This is a genomic window from Ruegeria sp. BG9 (assembly GCF_056538305.1).
This window is the reverse complement of the sequence record NZ_JBQFSY010000012.1, coordinates 61,562-78,644: the sequence shown is the minus strand read 5'-3', so window position 1 is coordinate 78,644 and position 17,083 is coordinate 61,562. Positions and strand designations below refer to the sequence as shown.

At 59.1% G+C, this 17,083-nt stretch carries 20 protein-coding genes; 8 read left to right on the top strand and 12 right to left on the bottom strand.

The features are described 5' to 3' along the window. Nucleotides 1-22: 22 nt before the first annotated feature. The 7 genes from ACR0I8_RS19850 to ACR0I8_RS19820 are packed head-to-tail and all read right to left on the bottom strand — an operon-like array spanning nt 23 to nt 4,793. Nucleotides 23-292, bottom strand: a complete 270-nt coding sequence (locus tag ACR0I8_RS19850; RefSeq protein WP_170380425.1) for an HPr family phosphocarrier protein — start codon at nt 290-292, stop codon at nt 23-25. A gap of 16 nt (nt 293-308) precedes the next feature. Further along, nucleotides 309-701 carry a PTS sugar transporter subunit IIA gene (locus tag ACR0I8_RS19845; RefSeq protein ID WP_170380426.1) on the bottom strand — a complete coding sequence of 131 codons (393 nt, stop codon included), beginning with the start codon at nt 699-701 and terminating at the stop codon, nt 309-311. Continuing rightward, on the bottom strand, nt 698-1,579 hold the full coding sequence (gene rapZ, locus ACR0I8_RS19840; RefSeq protein WP_480669668.1) for an RNase adapter RapZ: 882 nt from the start codon (nt 1,577-1,579) through the stop codon (nt 698-700). Before rapZ ends, ACR0I8_RS19845 begins: the two co-directional genes overlap by 4 nt. After that, entirely contained in the window at nt 1,576-2,046 is a 471-nt protein-coding gene (locus ACR0I8_RS19835) for an HPr kinase/phosphatase C-terminal domain-containing protein (RefSeq protein ID WP_170692764.1), read from the bottom strand. Before ACR0I8_RS19835 ends, rapZ begins: the two co-directional genes overlap by 4 nt. A 3-nt stretch (nt 2,047-2,049) precedes the next feature. Continuing rightward, entirely contained in the window at nt 2,050-3,768 is a 1,719-nt protein-coding gene (locus ACR0I8_RS19830; RefSeq protein WP_170692766.1) for a sensor histidine kinase, read from the bottom strand. 32 nt (nt 3,769-3,800) lie between these two features. Next, on the bottom strand, nt 3,801-4,505 hold the full coding sequence (locus tag ACR0I8_RS19825; protein ID WP_170380430.1) for a response regulator transcription factor: 705 nt from the start codon (nt 4,503-4,505) through the stop codon (nt 3,801-3,803). A gap of 21 nt (nt 4,506-4,526) precedes the next feature. Continuing rightward, nucleotides 4,527-4,793 (bottom strand): hypothetical protein, encoded by a 267-nt coding sequence (locus ACR0I8_RS19820; RefSeq protein WP_170692768.1) that lies wholly within the window; start codon nt 4,791-4,793, stop codon nt 4,527-4,529. A 60-nt stretch (nt 4,794-4,853) separates the two neighbouring features. Between ACR0I8_RS19820 and ACR0I8_RS19815 the strand changes: the two genes are divergently transcribed. The 3 genes from ACR0I8_RS19815 to ACR0I8_RS19805 all read left to right on the top strand — a co-directional run bounded on the left by ACR0I8_RS19815 (nt 4,854) and on the right by ACR0I8_RS19805 (nt 7,662). After that, on the top strand, nt 4,854-6,452 hold the full coding sequence (locus tag ACR0I8_RS19815) for a phosphoenolpyruvate carboxykinase (protein ID WP_170692770.1): 1,599 nt from the start codon (nt 4,854-4,856) through the stop codon (nt 6,450-6,452). A gap of 343 nt (nt 6,453-6,795) precedes the next feature. Continuing rightward, nucleotides 6,796-7,086, top strand: coding sequence for a hypothetical protein (locus tag ACR0I8_RS19810; RefSeq protein ID WP_170380432.1), 291 nt, complete (start codon nt 6,796-6,798; stop codon nt 7,084-7,086). A gap of 111 nt (nt 7,087-7,197) precedes the next feature. Continuing rightward, the gene (locus ACR0I8_RS19805) at nt 7,198-7,662 is read left to right on the top strand and encodes a hypothetical protein (RefSeq protein WP_480527857.1); all 465 of its coding nucleotides are present in this window, start codon (nt 7,198-7,200) and stop codon (nt 7,660-7,662) included. A gap of 4 nt (nt 7,663-7,666) precedes the next feature. Here the strand turns inward: ACR0I8_RS19805 and ACR0I8_RS19800 are convergent, their stop codons facing one another. Then, nucleotides 7,667-8,431: a sulfite exporter TauE/SafE family protein gene (locus ACR0I8_RS19800; protein WP_170692772.1), complete on the bottom strand. Its 765-nt coding sequence runs from the start codon at nt 8,429-8,431 to the stop codon at nt 7,667-7,669. 144 nt (nt 8,432-8,575) lie between these two features. On the opposite strand from ACR0I8_RS19800, the gene ACR0I8_RS19795 reads away from it, so the two are divergent. From ACR0I8_RS19795 to ACR0I8_RS19785, 3 genes are all read left to right on the top strand, one after another. Continuing rightward, entirely contained in the window at nt 8,576-10,267 is a 1,692-nt protein-coding gene (locus ACR0I8_RS19795) for an acyl-CoA dehydrogenase family protein (protein ID WP_170692774.1), read from the top strand. A gap of 208 nt (nt 10,268-10,475) precedes the next feature. After that, on the top strand, nt 10,476-11,024 hold the full coding sequence (locus ACR0I8_RS19790; RefSeq protein ID WP_480703538.1) for a hypothetical protein: 549 nt from the start codon (nt 10,476-10,478) through the stop codon (nt 11,022-11,024). Nucleotides 11,025-11,067: 43 nt separating this feature from the next. Further along, entirely contained in the window at nt 11,068-11,460 is a 393-nt protein-coding gene (locus ACR0I8_RS19785; RefSeq protein WP_170692776.1) for an META domain-containing protein, read from the top strand. Here ACR0I8_RS19785 and recO read toward each other — a convergent pair. After that, complete coding sequence (recO, locus tag ACR0I8_RS19780) at nt 11,444-12,169, bottom strand: DNA repair protein RecO (protein WP_170692778.1); 726 nt, start codon at nt 12,167-12,169, stop codon at nt 11,444-11,446. The genes ACR0I8_RS19785 and recO overlap by 17 nt on opposite strands. A gap of 114 nt (nt 12,170-12,283) precedes the next feature. Here recO and ACR0I8_RS19775 point away from each other — a divergent pair, with 114 nt between their 5' ends. Together ACR0I8_RS19775 and trhA are read left to right on the top strand one after the other, a co-directional pair. Next, nucleotides 12,284-14,581: a fatty acid cis/trans isomerase gene (locus ACR0I8_RS19775; protein WP_170380437.1), complete on the top strand. Its 2,298-nt coding sequence runs from the start codon at nt 12,284-12,286 to the stop codon at nt 14,579-14,581. A gap of 122 nt (nt 14,582-14,703) precedes the next feature. Beyond that, entirely contained in the window at nt 14,704-15,372 is a 669-nt protein-coding gene (trhA, locus tag ACR0I8_RS19770; protein WP_170692789.1) for a PAQR family membrane homeostasis protein TrhA, read from the top strand. A gap of 7 nt (nt 15,373-15,379) precedes the next feature. Here the strand turns inward: trhA and ACR0I8_RS19765 are convergent, their stop codons facing one another. From ACR0I8_RS19765 to era, 3 genes are all read right to left on the bottom strand, one after another. After that, nucleotides 15,380-15,703: a SemiSWEET transporter gene (locus tag ACR0I8_RS19765; RefSeq protein WP_170692793.1), complete on the bottom strand. Its 324-nt coding sequence runs from the start codon at nt 15,701-15,703 to the stop codon at nt 15,380-15,382. Nucleotides 15,704-15,806: 103 nt separating this feature from the next. Then, on the bottom strand, nt 15,807-16,136 hold the full coding sequence (locus tag ACR0I8_RS19760) for a DUF1491 family protein (RefSeq protein ID WP_170474105.1): 330 nt from the start codon (nt 16,134-16,136) through the stop codon (nt 15,807-15,809). Continuing rightward, complete coding sequence (gene era, locus ACR0I8_RS19755) at nt 16,133-17,041, bottom strand: GTPase Era (protein WP_170692796.1); 909 nt, start codon at nt 17,039-17,041, stop codon at nt 16,133-16,135. Before era ends, ACR0I8_RS19760 begins: the two co-directional genes overlap by 4 nt. Nucleotides 17,042-17,083 lie beyond the last annotated feature (42 nt).

Genomic DNA, 17,083 nt, shown 5'->3' with positions numbered 1-17,083 from the left:
TTCCTGTCCCGGCGGGGTGGCTTTAGAACCCCTCGCCGAACTTGTCGTTCACAAGCGTTTCCAAGGCTTCTGCCAATGCCTCAGCATCCGGCCCGGAGGTCTCGACGTCAATAGTGGTTCCACGCGAGGCTGCCAACATCAAAAGGCCCATGATACTGTCGCCTGATGCAGAAAGTCCGTCCTTGGAGACTTCCGCACTTGCATCGAAACCTTCTACTACCTCAACCAGCTTGGCCGAGGCGCGGGCGTGCAGGCCCTTTTCATTTATGATTTTCAAGCTTCGATTGGTCATTTCAATACGTCCGGTTCTAATCCAATGTCACATTTTGCGCATTGATGTACTTGCGTCCAGCCTCCATCGCGTGACGCACGGCATCGCCCACGGGCAGGTGGCGACTTTTGGCCAATTTGATCAGCATGGGAAGGTTCGCGCCATACAAAATGCGCCGATCCTGCGGCGCACAGGCCCGGAGGCTGAGGTTAGACGGGCTGCCACCGAACAGGTCCGTGACGATCACCACGCCGCCACCCATATCAACGTCGTTTGCGGCGCGGCAGATTTCGGCCTGCTTTTCATCGCGGTCATGATCGGCTTCGATCGCAATCGCGACGAGGCCGGGCTGCGGCCCCACAACATGCTGCATGGCGGCCAGATACTCTTTGGCCAACCCTCCATGCGCTACGATCACTATCCCGATCAATCCGGCCTCACATTCAATGCGCGTCGTTCCATCTCGCGGTGCCTAATTGCCACCTGCTGCCCCCTGTCTGCAAGGGCTTTCGCAATCGCCTCGGCCAAAGCGACAGATCTGTGCTGGCCACCGGTACACCCGAAAGCAACCGACAGGTGCGCTTTGCCCTCGGCGCGAAAGGCAGGCAGCAAAAGGTCCAGCATTCCGACCACCTGGTCAAAGAACGGAGCGTAGTTCTTATCGGACTGGACATAGCGCGCCACGTCAGCGTTTCGACCGTCGGCGGCACGCAATTCGGGCCGCCAGTAAGGATTGGCCAGAAAACGGCAATCAAACACCATATCGAGGCCGCGCGGCAGGCCGCGTTTGTAGGAAAAAGACTCGATCGAGACCGCAAGATGGCGGCCACCTTGTGGGGCGAACCAATGTTCGACCTCTTCACGCAGTTGGTGAACATTCAGGGCGCTGGTGTCGATCAGGGTATCGGCGATTTCGCGGATCGGGGCCAGCAGTTCTTTTTCCTGGCGCACCCCGGCTTCAGGGCCCGCATCCTTCGCGACAGGGTGACGCCTGCGGGTTTCCGAGAAGCGGCGCAGAAGAACCTCATCACTGCAATCCAGATAGAGAACGGTCAGGTCAACCTGTTCCATACGGCCCAGCTTGGCGGCCAGTTCGATGAACCCGATGGTCGAGAAATCCCGGTTGCGCGCATCAATCCCCAAAGCCATGGGCCGATCATCCCCAGCCCCTTCCAGCAGGCGCGTCAGCAGGCCCATGGGCAGATTGTCTATTGCCTCAAACCCCAGATCCTCAAGCACGTGAATGGCTGTCGAACGCCCTGCCCCGGACGGCCCGGTCACCAGGACGATCCGCCGTTGCGCTGTCATGTGCTGGTCCATTCCAGGTCTACACGCCCCATTTTAAGCAGTTGCATCAGTGCTTCGGCCAAATTGGGCACGCCGGCGCCAAACAACAAGGGTACATAGTGCCCCAGCAACTGCAAAGTAACGGGCTCCGGCAGGCGGGCGGGCTGCGTCTGGTCCATATCGAGCACATAATCCAAAGCCACCGGGCCGCAAGGGGCGGCGCGCAACAGTCCGATGCCACGCGCCTCGATCAAGCCCGCAATCCGCTGTGGTGCGTCGGCAATCACCGCGCCCTCGTCCCGGCTCAGATCGACCCGGTCGTCGGCAACCAGATCGGCCCCAAGAGCAATCATGCGAAGGGCGAGTGAGGATTTACCCGACCCCGAGGCCCCAACGATCAGCAGCCCCCGCCCTTGAACCGCGACACTAGTCGCGTGAACACAGGCGCTTTCTTTGTTCGCAATGTCTGAAAGCGTCTGACTGCTCATGTCCTAGACAGGAAGCCCCACGACGAAACGCGCGCCCAGCGGCTCCGAGGTGACATCGGCTTCGGTCGGTCTAATGTTCTCGGCCCAGATCACGCCGCCATGCGCCTCGACAATCTGTTTCGAGATCGCCAACCCGAGGCCGGAGTTGTTGCCAAAATGCTCTTCGGGGCGCTCAGAGTAGAAGCGTTTGAAGACCTTGGTCAGGGCCTGTTCCGGTATGCCGGGGCCTGTGTCTTCGACAACGACAAGCACGCGGTGGTCGCGTTGACGTACCCAAACGCGGATCGCATCGCCCTGCTCGCAGAAGGAGATCGCATTGGTGATCAGATTGACGAAAACCTGGGCCAAACGCGCCTCAAGCCCATTGATCACGATCGGGTCGGCGGGTAGATCGGTGGCGTATTCAATGCCCTTGGACTTGGCGTCTTCGCCCAGAAACTGGCCCAGATTGTCCAGTAGTTTCAGCAGATCAAAGGGCTGCTCTTCCTCTTTCACAAGCTCCGCGTCCAGCCGCGAGGCGTTGGAGATATCGCTGACCAGTCGGTCCAGACGCCGCACATCATGCTCGATGACGCCCATAAGCTTTTCACGCTGATCGTCACGCTTGACCATCCGCAGCGTTCCAACAGCGGATTGGAGGCTGGCCAGCGGGTTCTTGATCTCATGCGCCACGTCGGCCGCGAACTGTTCATTTGCGTCAATCCGATTGTAGAGCGCCGTGACCATGCCTCGCAGCGCCAGGCTGAGGCGACCGATCTCATCAGGGCGGGCGCTAAGGTCTGGGATGCGGATGCGGCCAGGGTTAACGCCTGTACCCCGGTCTTTGCCCATCTCGGCCGCGGCGGCCAGATCGGCCAGCGGATTGGCAATAGTCGACGCCAGAACAAGGCTGAGACCGACCGAAACCAGAAGGGCGACGACAAACATCTGCAGGATCCGCTCCTGCTCGCGCCGGGCCAGCGCGTCGATCTCACCTGCCGGTCCGGTTATGGCAACAGCTCCGACCGTCGCGTCGTTGAACACGATGGGAGCGGCGGCAACGATCACTGTCTCATCCATCTCGTCCTGCACGGCTTGCACCTGTGTTCTGCCGCCAAGCGTATCGGGGATGATGGATTGCACCCGTTGGGCCAGTGTTGGGGCCTCGTCAGTCGTTGACCAGTTGAACACCCGGGACACCCCGGTCCAGACCGCATTCAAAGCGTCACTGATGACAGTGCTTCCGGTTTGGATGTCCGCCTCTGACTGCAGGATGGTCGACAGATCCACGGCAACTGAGGCACCCCGCGTCCAGCCGATCAACGTCCCGCTGGCGTCGTAAATAAAGACCTCGCCACCCTCTGGTAGGCTTAACCCAGCCAGCGTGTCGCCCACATCCAGCACCCGCGGATTTTGCGCACCTGCGGCTGCGTTCTGACGGATCTGAGCCTCGAACACGTTGCTAACCAACTGCGCGTCGCCCATCAGGTTGCGCGCGGTTTGCTGAACCTGTTCCTTTCGGGAATCGTCCAGATACAAAAGACCGGTCACGAGAATGACCAAGGCAATCAGGTTGAAGGTAACGATTTTGCGCGCCAAAGGCGAGCCACGCAGAGAAAACAAGTTCCTCCGCGACCGCTTCTCTCGCAGTTCAGCAGACTCGGGGTCTTGCGGGATAACCCAGTCATCCCCGATGACGACATCACCGTCGTGCAGCTCGTCAGATTGGTCAGTGTCACGCACGGGACCACAATACCTTCAAACGGGGCGCGTGCCTATTCTTCGTTGTAGCGGTAGCCAATACCATAGAGCGTCTCGATGGCCGAGAACTCAGGATCAGCGGCGCGCATCTTCTTGCGAAGACGTTTGATGTGGCTGTCGATGGTGCGGTCGTCGACATAGACCTGATCATCATAGGCCACATCCATCAGCTGGTCACGGCTTTTGACGAAGCCCGGGCGTTGTGCCAGGGCCTGCAGAAGCAGAAACTCGGTCACGGTCAATGAAACATCATTACCCTTCCAGGTCACCGCGTGACGCAGCGGGTCCATCCGCAGCTCACCACGTTCCATGACCTTCGCATCACCGGTGCTGACCGCAGCACTATCGCCCTCGGTGGCTTCCTGACGACGCAGCAAGGCGCGAATACGTTCGACCAGAAGGCGCTGCGAAAACGGCTTCTTCACATAGTCGTCCGCGCCCATGCGCAGACCCAGAACTTCGTCGATCTCGTCATCCTTGGAGGTCAGAAAGATAACCGGCATCTGGGTTTTCTGGCGCAGCCGCTGCAACAGATCCATCCCGTCCATCCGCGGCATCTTGATATCCAGAACAGCCATATCGGGCAGCTTTTTGTTGAAAGCATCCAGCGCAGCCTGACCGTCATTATACGTTTCAACCTCGAAACCCTCGGCTTCGAGCGTCATGGATACCGACGTCAGAATGTTTCTATCGTCATCCACTAGTGCAATCTTTGACATTGGGGTCACCCCTATTCCTGCTCATATACGCAATAATACGCTTTTTTGTAGGATATTGTTGGCGGTTTTAAGGCGCCGAATCAATCCGTAACCACGAATCAAGCCTTTCTTGCGGCAGTTCTGCGGCAAAAATGCCTTGCCGACCGCAAAATGCTGCCCGGTTTTCCGACAGGAAATTTGTGATGGCGCTAAACCTAGACTTGGTTGCGCTAACTGCGTCAAAGCCTCCTGTTCATGCCCCAAACGACCATGATAAGAGGACGCCTGTCCGCCGGAGTCGTCCGGCATGATTGCCCCAAGAGCGCACCGGGCCGAACTGCCTCCGCGCCGCCACAGGAGAAGACACACATGACATCTGGACGGGTTAACCCGCAATTCCGCCTCGAAGATCAGGGCATCGAGGGTCTGGGCAATGTCTATTACAACTTCATGGAACCGGCGCTGATCGAAGAAGCGCTGAAGCGCGGCGAAGGCACCCTTGGCAATGGCGGGGCCTTTCTGGTCACCACCGGCAAGTTTACTGGCCGTTCACCTAAGGACAAACACGTCGTGAGAACCGACAGCGTCGCCGACAGCATCTGGTGGGAAAACAACGCCGCCATGAGCCCCGAAGGCTTTGACGCACTGTACGAAGACATGCTGGCCCATATGAAAGGCCGCGACTATTTTGTGCAGGACCTCGTTGGCGGGGCCGATCCGACTTATTCGATCAATGTGCGTATGGTCACCGAGCTGGCGTGGCACAACCTGTTCATCCGCCATCTGCTGCGCCGCCCGGATCGCGAAGATCTGGATGATTTCACGGCTGACTTCACCATCATCAACTGCCCCAGCTTCCAAGCGGATCCCGCCAAGCACAATTGCCGTAGCGAGACGGTGATTGCTCTGAACTTCGACCGCAAGCTGATCCTGATCGGCGGCACCGAATACGCGGGCGAGAACAAAAAGTCCGTCTTCACCCTGCTGAACTACATGCTGCCGGAAAAAGGCGTGATGCCGATGCACTGCTCGGCCAACCACGCGGTTGGGAACCCGGTCGACACCGCCGTCTTCTTTGGCCTGTCCGGCACCGGCAAGACCACCTTGTCCGCCGACCCAGCACGCATTCTGATTGGTGACGATGAACATGGCTGGTCGGATCGTGGTACGTTCAACTTCGAAGGTGGCTGCTATGCGAAGACTATCAACCTGAACGCCGAGGCTGAGCCCGAGATCTACGCGACAACCTCGAAATTCGGCACGGTGATCGAGAACATGGTCTTCGATCCCGAAACCAAGGAACTTGATTTCGATGATGACTCACTGACTGCAAACATGCGCTGCGCCTACCCGCTCGAGTATATCTCGAACGCATCCAGCAGCGCTCTGGGTGGTCATCCCAAGAACATCATCATGCTGACCTGTGATGCGTTCGGCGTTCTGCCTCCGATCGCGCGACTGACACCGGCGCAGGCGATGTATCACTTCCTGTCGGGCTTCACCTCTAAAGTGGCTGGCACCGAACGTGGCGTGACCGAGCCGCAACCGACCTTCTCGACCTGCTTTGGCGCGCCTTTCATGCCGCGCCGCCCTGAGGCCTATGGCAACCTGCTGCGTGACAAGATCGCCCAGCACGGCGCAACCTGTTGGCTGGTCAACACCGGCTGGACCGGTGGCGCCTACGGGATTGGCAGCCGGATGCCGATCAAGGCGACCCGCGCTCTGCTGACCGCCGCGCTGGACGGTTCGCTGGCCGATGCTGAGTACCGCAAGGACGCCAACTTTGGTTTTGACGTGCCCGTCTCGGTTCCCGGAGTGCCTGAGGTTCTGCTGGATCCGCGCCGCACTTGGGATGATCAGGTTGCATTCGACAAGCAGGCAGAGAAGCTGGTGCAGATGTTTGCGGAGAACTTTGAACAGTACATTCCGTTCATCGACGAAGACATCAAGGCTGTTGCCATCGGCTGACCTGAATCAAGGGCGCTTCGGCGCCCTTTTCTATGCCTGAGCGTTCACCTTCCGGTTACCGCGCGGAAACAGCATATACAAATGCGTTGTTCCGAAGTTTCCGATACGCTACAGTCGATACATTAAATTGGCCCGGAGCTTTTGCACCGGGCCGAATCTTAAAATAACCTTTGGGCAGCTCATGCGCGGACACTCACACCAGCGAATTGGGCAACCTAATCACGACGCTAGTCTAAGTAGATGGGGTAAAGTGTCAATATGAAACCAGCCAGACACCATAGTGTTTGGACATATTTCCAGGTTTCGGCTTTGGCCGCGTTGGCACGAAAAAGACAGGTAAGATATGACCGAAATCTCGAAACTCACCGAACTTCGCAAGCTCATGCAAAGCATGGAGCGCACACTAGGCCTTGAACAGCTTTCTCCGGTCGAGCGCGACATTTATTACGCAGCCGAAGAGCTATCGAAAGCCGACCAAGAAGTCCGGACATTCGGCTTAATCGAACACACTCTGGTCCAGAGCGTTTCGCGGCCCACCTTTTTCCGCGCGCTGAAGTCGCTGGTCGAAAAGGGTTATCTGTCGCAAAGCGGCACAGCCAATCGCGGACGGTATATCGTACATGCACCACGGTGACGCCGCGCCCCGGCAGATCAACGGCTGATCGACGTGCGCAAGTGGGCCTCGGAAACATTTTTTGCCTCTTTGGCCTATGTGATCGCATCCTTCCTCACTTTTGAGGTCCTGATGCCTTTGCAGAACTTGTTCTTTCCCGAATATCCAAGTCGGGCGAGTCTGCTGTTTCTGCCACATGGCGTGCGCGTTTTATCCGCGTGGCTATTGGGCTGGAAGGCGATCTTTGCCCTTCTTCCCGGTGTTTTCATCGTTTTCGCAGCACTCGGCGGCAGCGATGTATTCTTACCCAGTCGTCTTATGGCGATGACAATCGCAGTAACAACGGTTCCCGCGGTCTTCTATCTCTGCAAGTGGCTCGGCTGGGATTTGTTCCCGCGCGCCGACCGAAAACCCTGCTGGATCTGCATCATGGGCGTCGGCGTTGTGACCTCATTCCTGGTCTCGGGGCTGACGAACCTGGCCTTCGGCAGTGCGACCGCTGAGTACATAGCCTTTCTGATCGGAGACGTCTCGGGCCTCTTCTTCCTGATGCTCGGCCTCTATTTCGCGTTTCGCTTTGCGGACAAGCGGGCGTGATCCGCTAACCGAAGAGACCACGGCGGACAAGGTTCAGCCCAGCGACCAACAGTACCAACAGGGTGATTTTCCGAAATAGGGCCTGATCAATGCGGTCCTGCAATCGCATCCCCAGCCACAACCCCGCAAGGGCTGGCACGACCAAAACAGCCGAGAACGGCGCTGTCTCTCGGTTCAGTATCCCTGACCCGATATGTGCCACTGTCAAAGCAACAGCGCCCAAACCATAGATTACACCCTGCACTCTCAACTGCTCTTGCTTTGGGGTATTCAGGGCCGTCAAATACGCCACGGTCGGAGGGCCCCACACGCCCGATATCCCACCGACAAAGCCTGCAATCACGCCGAAGATCGCTTCTATACGCGCTGATGCTTCCTTGAGGGAAAAGGTGACCCCGAGGATCTGCAGCAATGCAAAACCTGTCACCGGAATGCCGATCAACATCAGGAAGGTCGAGGCCGGAACCAGCGTCACCAATTGCGCTCCGAGCAGCAGAAAGATCAAACCAACGCTCAGAAAGACCCGGAACCGCAGGATCGAGGCAATAGCCGCCCGCCCCCCTTCCTGCAGCGCCTGAACACCATTGGTCACAACGGTCGAGAAGATCAGACCGGCAACCGCGAGCTCAGGCGACAGGAACATGCTCAGCCCCGAAACGAGAACCATCGGCATCGCAAACCCGACCATGCCTTTAACCCATCCGGCTAGACACGCAATCGCAGCAGCCAGGGCAAGATCGGTCGGAGAGAGTGTGGAAAACAGTGTCATGCCGTCTAGATATCACCCTGTGCGCTCTCTGCACTGCAAAAATTCCAAGGTAATATTTGAACTTTTTCGCTACGTAATAAGTATTTTTGTTGCGCTGCACGTGCAGCATGATATGACCAGACGACGCAAAAGAGGACGTGATTCATGGCCCATGACGGACAGGATATGACCCAGATGACGACAGCTGCGATTTTGCCGGACCTTCTGGCCCTGACAAAAGCCGCCGTACCCGCGGTCGAAGCTGTATTTGAGCGTGCACGCGATTCGGTGCGGTCCATGGTCGAGGCGGACGGTCGCGTCTCGGGCGCTTTGATCGAGGCGAACCAGACAGCTGCCCACGGGCTAGCATGGCTGGCGACCTATCATCAGTCCCTCGCGCAGATGCAACGCTGGGCCGAAGCGCTTGAGGCGGACGGCAAGTTTGGCGAGATTGAGCAACTGCTGCACCAGATCGCCTTTGGTGAGTATCTGCATCAGGTCGCTGGTGGTATCCCCATGAACCAGGGCGAGGTTGTCCGCCTGCAGGATTTGGGGCTGGGCTGGGACGCTCTGTCCGGGTTCCAGACTTCTGAGATCCAGACTCTGATGGCGCAGGCAAATACGCAAGCTGCGCGTTCGCGCCTTGTATCCCTCATGGAAGACCAGGCCGGAGCCACCATGTTCGGCGCGTCGGGTCTGGACGAAGAGCTTGAGATGATCCGTGACCAATTCCGCCGTTATGCCGTCGAAAAGGTCGAACCGCACGCCCATGACTGGCACCTCAAGGACGAACTGATCCCGATCGAAGTCATCGAAGAACTGGCCGAGATGGGCGTTTTCGGCCTGACCATCCCCGAAGAATTCGGTGGATTTGGCCTGTCCAAAGCCTCGATGTGCGTGGTGTCCGAGGAGTTATCGCGTGGCTATATCGGCGTCGGTTCTCTGGGCACACGCTCCGAGATCGCGGCTGAGTTGATCATCGCAGGCGGTACGGATGAGCAAAAAGCGAACTGGCTGCCGAAGCTGGCCAGCGCTGAAATCTTGCCGACGGCTGTGTTCACCGAACCCAACACCGGCTCGGATCTGGGCAGCCTGCGCACACGCGCGGTCAAGAACGCCGATGGCGACTATGAGATCACTGGCAACAAAACGTGGATCACTCACGCGGCCCGCACCCATGTGATGACCCTGCTGGCCCGCACCAATCCTGACAGCACTGATCACCGTGGCCTGTCGATGTTCCTGGCCGAAAAGACACCGGGCACGGACGAAGCCCCCTTCCCCACCCCCGGCATGACCGGCGGTGAGATCGAGGTGCTGGGCTATCGCGGCATGAAAGAATACGAGCTGGGCTTTGACGGCTTCCACGTGAAGGGTGAGAACCTTCTTGGCGGCGAAGAAGGCAAAGGCTTCAAGCAGTTGATGGAAACTTTTGAGTCCGCCCGCATCCAGACCGCCGCCCGCGCCATCGGCGTTGCGCAAAGTGCGCTGGATATCGCAATGCAATATGCGCAGGACCGCAAGCAGTTTGGCAAATCGCTGATCAACTTCCCGCGCGTGTCCGGCAAGCTGGCGATGATGGCGGTTGAGATCATGATCGCGCGGCAGCTGACCTATTTCTCGGCCTGGGAAAAAGACCACGGCCAACGCTGCGATCTAGAGGCCGGTATGGCCAAGCTGCTGGGCGCGCGTGTGGCCTGGGCCGCGGCCGATAACGGGCTGCAGATTCACGGCGGCAACGGCTTCGCGCTGGAATACAAAATCAGCCGCGTCCTGTGCGACGCGCGTATCCTGAACATTTTCGAAGGGGCTGCCGAAATTCAGGCACAGGTCATCGCACGGCGTCTGCTGGGCTGACCGAAATTCGGCAACTTCATTTCCCCAACTGAACCCGGCGCCCGCGCCGGTTTTTTTTCTTGAATTGCTTATATTGTGCACGGCGCTAACCGTGTGTCCCACAAAGCCAACAGAACCAACTCTGAACACTCTTCACTGCAGCTTCCCCCTTCCCGATCCCGCGCAGATCACTTACACGACCTCTCGAAACCCGGACGGAGAGACGAACGTGATACGCCTGACCGCGCTGCTTGCTGCCTTGGTGATGCTGACCCTTGGGGCTTGCGCTCCGTCTTCGACTGTTACACGGGCGGATGTCGATGGGCTGGCGCTTGAGATCCGCAACCTTGGCCCCAATGTCGACCCGGCCGAGGCCCGCCGCGCCGCGGAAATCTCGTTCAGCTATTCACAACAATTGAAGCGCGACTGGAACGTGACGGATTCGCCGATCGTTCACAACGCCAAGGTCATCAACGGCTTTCGCGACTACGGCCTATGCAATGACTGGGCGCAGGCAATGACCCGGCGCTTGCAGCAAGAGAACTTTCAAACGCTGGATGTGCATTGGGCCACCTCTCCTCCGACCACGTTCCGCATCATCCACCATTCGGCAGCGATCAGCGCGCGGGGAGACAGCCTGAAGGACGGCGTGATCCTTGATCCCTGGCGGCAGAGCGGCGACCTGTTCTGGGGCGAGATCTCGGAAGACGACCGTTACAACTGGCGGCCCCGGCTGGAGGTGCGCGAAGAGTTGATCTCGGCCAGCGCGGGCAGCTGAGATTCCGGTTCAGCACAAACCGAAGTCGCGCTAGATTGTGCCCATGCTACGCCTGACCCTCGTTCTGCCCTTGATGGCCCTGTTTCAATGCGACCGCGACGAAACCGTGGCCGCCTATGGCGCGTCTGACCGGTCCTGGGTGCTGCAAGAGATTGACGGGCTGCCCTTTGAAGCCAGCGCCCTGCTGCAATTCCCCGAGGAGGGCAAAATCGCGGGCAACGCCCCCTGCAACAGCTACAATGGCACGCTGAACGCGCCCTATCCATGGTTCGAGATCAAGGACCTTGCCGCCACCCGCGCCGCCTGTGCCGCGCTTGAGGCCGAGGGCATGTATTTCGCAGCCCTGTTGGCGATGACCCAATCCGAGGTTTCGGGCGATGTTCTTATTCTGCGCAATGAGGACGGGCACGAGATGGTGTTCAAAGCCTCCGAGTAAGCCTCTCGACAAACCGCGCCCGCGCCTCAGGTAGCGGGTGATGGCCCAGCGCGGGTGCAACGCGGTGTTCCATGAAATACCCCGTCGTATAAAGCCCCTGGACGATTTCGGCATCCGGGGCCGTCCCTTCGCCCCGCAGACAGGGCGGTAGGGGCAACAGGCGGTCGGCCCACTCTCCGGCGCCCTCAACGCTGACAGCCCGACCCGTTTTGGGCGAGACATAGACCAACCCCTCGGTCGCGCCTGTCACAGCGCAAGAGGACAGGTCAAGGCCAAAGCCCAGCTCCTCAAGCAGCGCAAGTTCCCACCGCAGATAGGCCAGCGGCCAGATCTCATCCTGCCCGAGCAGATCCATCAACTGCTCGGTCTGGCTGTAGATTGCGGGATGCGGCTCGCGCTCGGGCAGACAAAAGGACAACAGCGACACTACGGCGTTCAGCCCCGCCAGCGCCAGCCGACCAGAGAACGCCACCGCCGCGCGCGAGCGTAGGGGTTCGACCTGGAAGGTGCCAATATGTTCCTCAAGTCGCGCCCGCCACAGCACGTCCAGCTGTGCGCCGGGCTGGAGAATCGGCGCAATCTTACGGCTGGTTCCCCCGCGCACCACACCCGCATGACGGCCATGAGCCTCTGTGAAGACCTCGATAATCGCGGCCGTTTCACCGTGGCGGCGCGTGGTCAGTAAGATGCCGTGATCGCGCCAGTCCAAGGCAAACTCCGGTCGGGGTTGGAAATCGGTCGCCTCACAAGAGCGTAACTGCGCGGCGGGCGCAAGCGGGATGGGGGACTCGACAAACCAGATAGGAGGGCCAAGAGTGGAGCAATGGGACAGAGGACGCCACGGCCAGCCAAATTCTGGGTGACGCTGATCGCATGGATCATCGCACCCCTTTCCGCCTTCGCGCAGGCAGACTGGTCGCAGGTCAAGCCGGTTCTCGACAAACGATGTGTGGTTTGCCACGGCTGCTACGACGCGCCCTGTCAGGTCAAGCTGACCTCACCCGAGGGTCTGCTGCGTGGCGGCAGCAAGCTAGCGGTTTACCATTCGCAGCGTCTGGAAGATGCCCAGCCAACCCGTTTGGGGCAGGATGCCACAACGGTTGAGGGGTGGCGGGATTTGGGATTCCATCCAGTTCTTCCACAGGCGCAAGGCGAGACCAGCCTGTTGGAGCGCTATCTGGCCCTGGGGGTCGAGAACCCTCTGCCCCCCAACGCGCCCCTGCCGGACGCGTTGGGGCTGGCGCTTGACCGCCCCTTGGTCTGCCCAACCGATCAGGAGTTCGACGCCTTCAGCGAAAGCCACCCCATGGCCGGAATGCCCTACGGGACCGCTCCGCTGACGGCCCCGGAGCATGCGCTGTTGACAGACTGGGTGCAGAGCGGCGCAGCCTTGCCTGAGGCGGTCACGCCATTGCCGGATGATATCCAAGCGCAGGTTACCGCGTGGGAAGCATTTCTGAACGCCCCCGACCCGCGCGCGCATTTGATGAACCGGTATCTGTTCGAACATCTCTTTCTGGCCCGCCTGCATTTCAAAGGCGATGTCCCACGGCGGTTCTTTCAAATCGTACGGTCCAGAACGCCCCACCGAGAAGAGATCGACATCATCGCCACCCGCCGCCCGTTTGACGACCCCGGCGCGGACCCTTTCTACTACCGTCTAAAACCAGTCGATGAAACCATCGTCCACAAAGAACATCTGGTCTATACGTTGAGCCCTGATCGCATGGCGCGGTTTCAGGCGCTGTTCCTACAGCCCAACTGGGCGCTGACCGATCTGCCCTCCTATGGCGATGCCGAAGGCGGAGACCCGTTCTCGACCTTCGCGGCGATCCCCGCGCGCAGCCGCTATCAATTCCTGTTGGACGACGCGCTGTTCTTTGTCCGCAGCTTCATCCGCGGCCCCGTCTGTCACGGAGAGACTGCCGTTGACGTCATCGAGGACCGGTTCTGGGTCAGTTTCCTTGACCCCGACGCCGACCTCTCGATCACCGACCCAAGCTTTCTGGCCGAAGGCGCTGCGCTTCTTGAGTTGCCCGTCGCGCAGGTAGGCCAAAGCTTGGGCGACCTGCACATGTTCTCGCATCAGAACCAGGCCCAGTACCTTGAGTTCCGCGATACCCGCTATCGCAACAGCCCCGCGCATCAAACCGGTTGGGGCTATGACGCGATCTGGGATGGCGAGGGAACCAACCCGAACGCCCTGATCACCGTGTTTCGACACTTCGACAATGCCTCGGCCCTGACAGGATTTCACGGCGATATTCCGGAAACCGCCTGGGTCATCGATTATCCGGTGTTTGAACGGATCTACTATAATCTGGTCGCTGGATATGATGTGTTCGGACGTGTCGAGCATCAACTGGCGACCCGTATCTACATGGACGAATTGCGCATGGAGAGTGAGGACAACTTCCTGACCTTCATGCCGCGCAATCTGCGGCCGGGTATGCACGAAAGCTGGTATCGGGGCGTTCTCGCCAGGTTGCACACGTTCTGGCACACCCGCCGCATCGACGACACGATGCCCACGGGGATCTTGTTTGAAACGAACGCCCCGAAGCAGGAGTTTCTTCTGCATCTAGTCGACCGCGGCAATGGGCTATGGCCGCGCTCAGACCCGATCAACCGATGCGATGGCGCGGATTGCGCGCAGGATGCGCTGACTGCCCTGGCCAGCCAGACCGGGCCTTGGGTAAAGTTCCTGCCCGACCTTTCCTTTCTGGTGGTCGAGACAAGCGACGAGAATGCCAAGGTTTTCACCCTGATTCACGACAAGGCCCATACCAACATAGCCTTCCTGTTTGACGAATCCGCTCGGCGAGAACCCGACAAAGACGTTCTGACCATTCTGCCTGAAATGATCGGAAGCTACCCAAACTTCTTCTTCAAACTGCCTGAAGCGCAATTGCCCGACTTTGTTCAGGCTGTGAAAGCGGTCGCCACGCAAGAGGACTGGATGCAGCTGGTTGCCGATTTCGGCGTGCGTCGGACCAGCGAAGATTTCTGGGCCATCAGCGATCAGATCCACACCCGTTTTTTGAAGGATAACCCAATCCAGGCGGGCATTCTGGACCTCAACCGGTACAAAGACCCAAAGCCCGGCGAAGATCCGACCTGAGCATTGCGGTTTGATGAAGAGGGGATGAAAAACACCCGCCAGCGCCGCCAGCTGTGACACCCACACGATAAGTTCAGCCCGGCAGACTTGCCCAAACGCGACAGCGGCCCTACCCTTTTACCATGCGATCTTTTGCACATATCCGGCCAGCCTACAGCCGGGCCGAGCGCATCAGTGACGGAGTTGTACATGTTCTGGGCCTGTTTCTAGCCCTCATCGCGGTTCCCATTCTGATTGTCATGACGATGTACTATCGCGCCGACCCGGACGCGGTCATGGGCGCGTCGATCTACGGAATGACGCTGATCCTGATGCTCAGCTTTTCTGCGCTCTACAACATGGTCGTTAGCGATCGATGGTCCGAAGTTCTTCGCAGGCTGGATCACTCGGGCATCTATGTGAAGATCGCAGGCACCTACACGCCTTTCCTGCTGCTGTCCGGAGCGCAAGCCCCGGGGCTGATGATCGGCCTTTGGTCCTCGGCCACGCTGGGGTCGGTGCTGAAAATGGTGGACCCGCATCGCTTTCGCTGGATCGGGCTGGTCTTGTATCTGGGAATGGGCTGGGCTGCCGTCTGGAGCGGGCATGCCTTGCTGGATGAGCTGCCACCCTCGGTATTCGCCCTGATGATTGCCGGAGGGGTAGTCTACACCGCAGGCGTCATCTTCTACCTGTCCGACTGGATGCCCTATCACAACACGATATGGCATGTTTTCGTTCTGGCAGGCAGTGTTCTGTTCTTCGCCGCCGTATCGCTGCGGGTGTCGCTGGAGCCGGTGTTGCTGGGCTAATGCCCACTCAGAACGTTAGGCCCGCGTGCATCAGGATACCAATCACCATCAACAGGTTGAGGATCATCGAGATCCCATTGCCCACGTAAATCGGCAGCTTCCCGACCACCAACCCGTAGGCAAACCACAAGAATGACAGCGCAGCATAAAGCGACCAGGACAAAAGCGACTGGCCGGTGGCGTGTTGTGAATGGGTGAAAAACAGTTTGATCAGCTGCGGCAGCGTGGCAAAGGGGCCGACGACACCAATGAAGACCATGAAGCCTTCGAATCGCTGCATCCAATGACCCAGGTTCGATTTCTCAAGTTTCTCAGCGAGTGTTTCAGCCACGCCAACACCTGACCTTTTTGCGGTTTTCTCAACGATCGGACTTGCCGACCTGCCCTTCAAACTAGACGGTTTAAGCCGCCTGTCCAAGTCCCTGTAAGTGGGGCTATTCCAGCCCCTCTTCATCCAGTAAATGCCGCCCCTGCCGGTCTTCGACCTCGATCACCCAGAGATCAGGGTCAAAGCTGCGCTGGCGTTGGATGGCCTCGTCCACATCACCCTCGGCACCGCTAGAGAGTTCTACCCATTTGCGCGCGCCGCTCATCAGGTCAAAGCTGCGTTGGAAGGCCACCGCCTGCCCATCAAGCGTGTTGAGCTTGACCAGCACCGCACCCGCCGTGTTGTCGCCATGCGCCACCACAAAGGCCGGGATTTCCTGAAACCGCAGCCGTGCCAGATAGGCATGGACCCAGAAGTCTGCGGTCAGGCGGGTCATGCGTTGCCGTCTTTGAAATCCAGACCCATCTCCGAGTACCTCTCCGATTCCTCCAGCCAGTTGGGCCGGACTTTGACCTGCAGGAACAGGTGAATCTTGCGGTCGAGGAACTCTTCCAGTTCGGCCCGCGCGGCTTGACTAACAGCCTTGATCGTTTCGCCTTTTTTGCCCAGCACGATGCCTTTGTGGCCGTCGCGCATGACGTAGATGATCTGATCAATCCGGGCCGAGCCGTCTTTGCGCTCTTCCCAGTTCTCCGTCTCGACGGTCAGCTGATATGGCAGTTCCTGATGCAGGCGCAGGGTCAGCTTTTCGCGTGTCATCTCAGCGGCGATCATGCGCAGGGGCAGATCGGCGATTTGGTCTTCGGGATAGAGCCAAGGACCTTCGGGCAGCTCACCCGCCAGCCATTTGCGCAAATCGTCGACGCCGTGGCCTTTCTCGGCCGAGATCATGAAGGTCTCAGCAAAAGCGTAGCGAGCGTTCAAGTCGCTGGTCAGCGCCAACAGCTTCTCGGAGGGCACCTTGTCGATCTTGTTGATAGCCAGCGCGATGGTGCGGCCCTGTCCGATCTCCTCGAGCCCTTCGAGGATGCGCTCGACCCCTTCGGTGATGCCGCGATGGGCCTCGATCATCAGGACGACGACATCCGCATCTGCCGCCCCTCCCCACGCAGCGGCAACCATGGCACGGTCCAGACGGCGGCGGGGTTTGAAAAGGCCGGGCGTGTCGACAAAGACCAGTTGCGCATCGCCCTCCATCGCCACGCCACGGATGCGGGCGCGGGTGGTCTGCACCTTATGCGTCACGATCGAGACCTTGGCCCCGACCATGCGGTTCAAAAGGGTGGATTTGCCTGCGTTTGGCTCTCCAATCAGGGCGATAAATCCGGCGCGTGTGGTCATGTGGTTGCGATCCTGTTTGCAAGTGCGCACCCCTATAGCAGA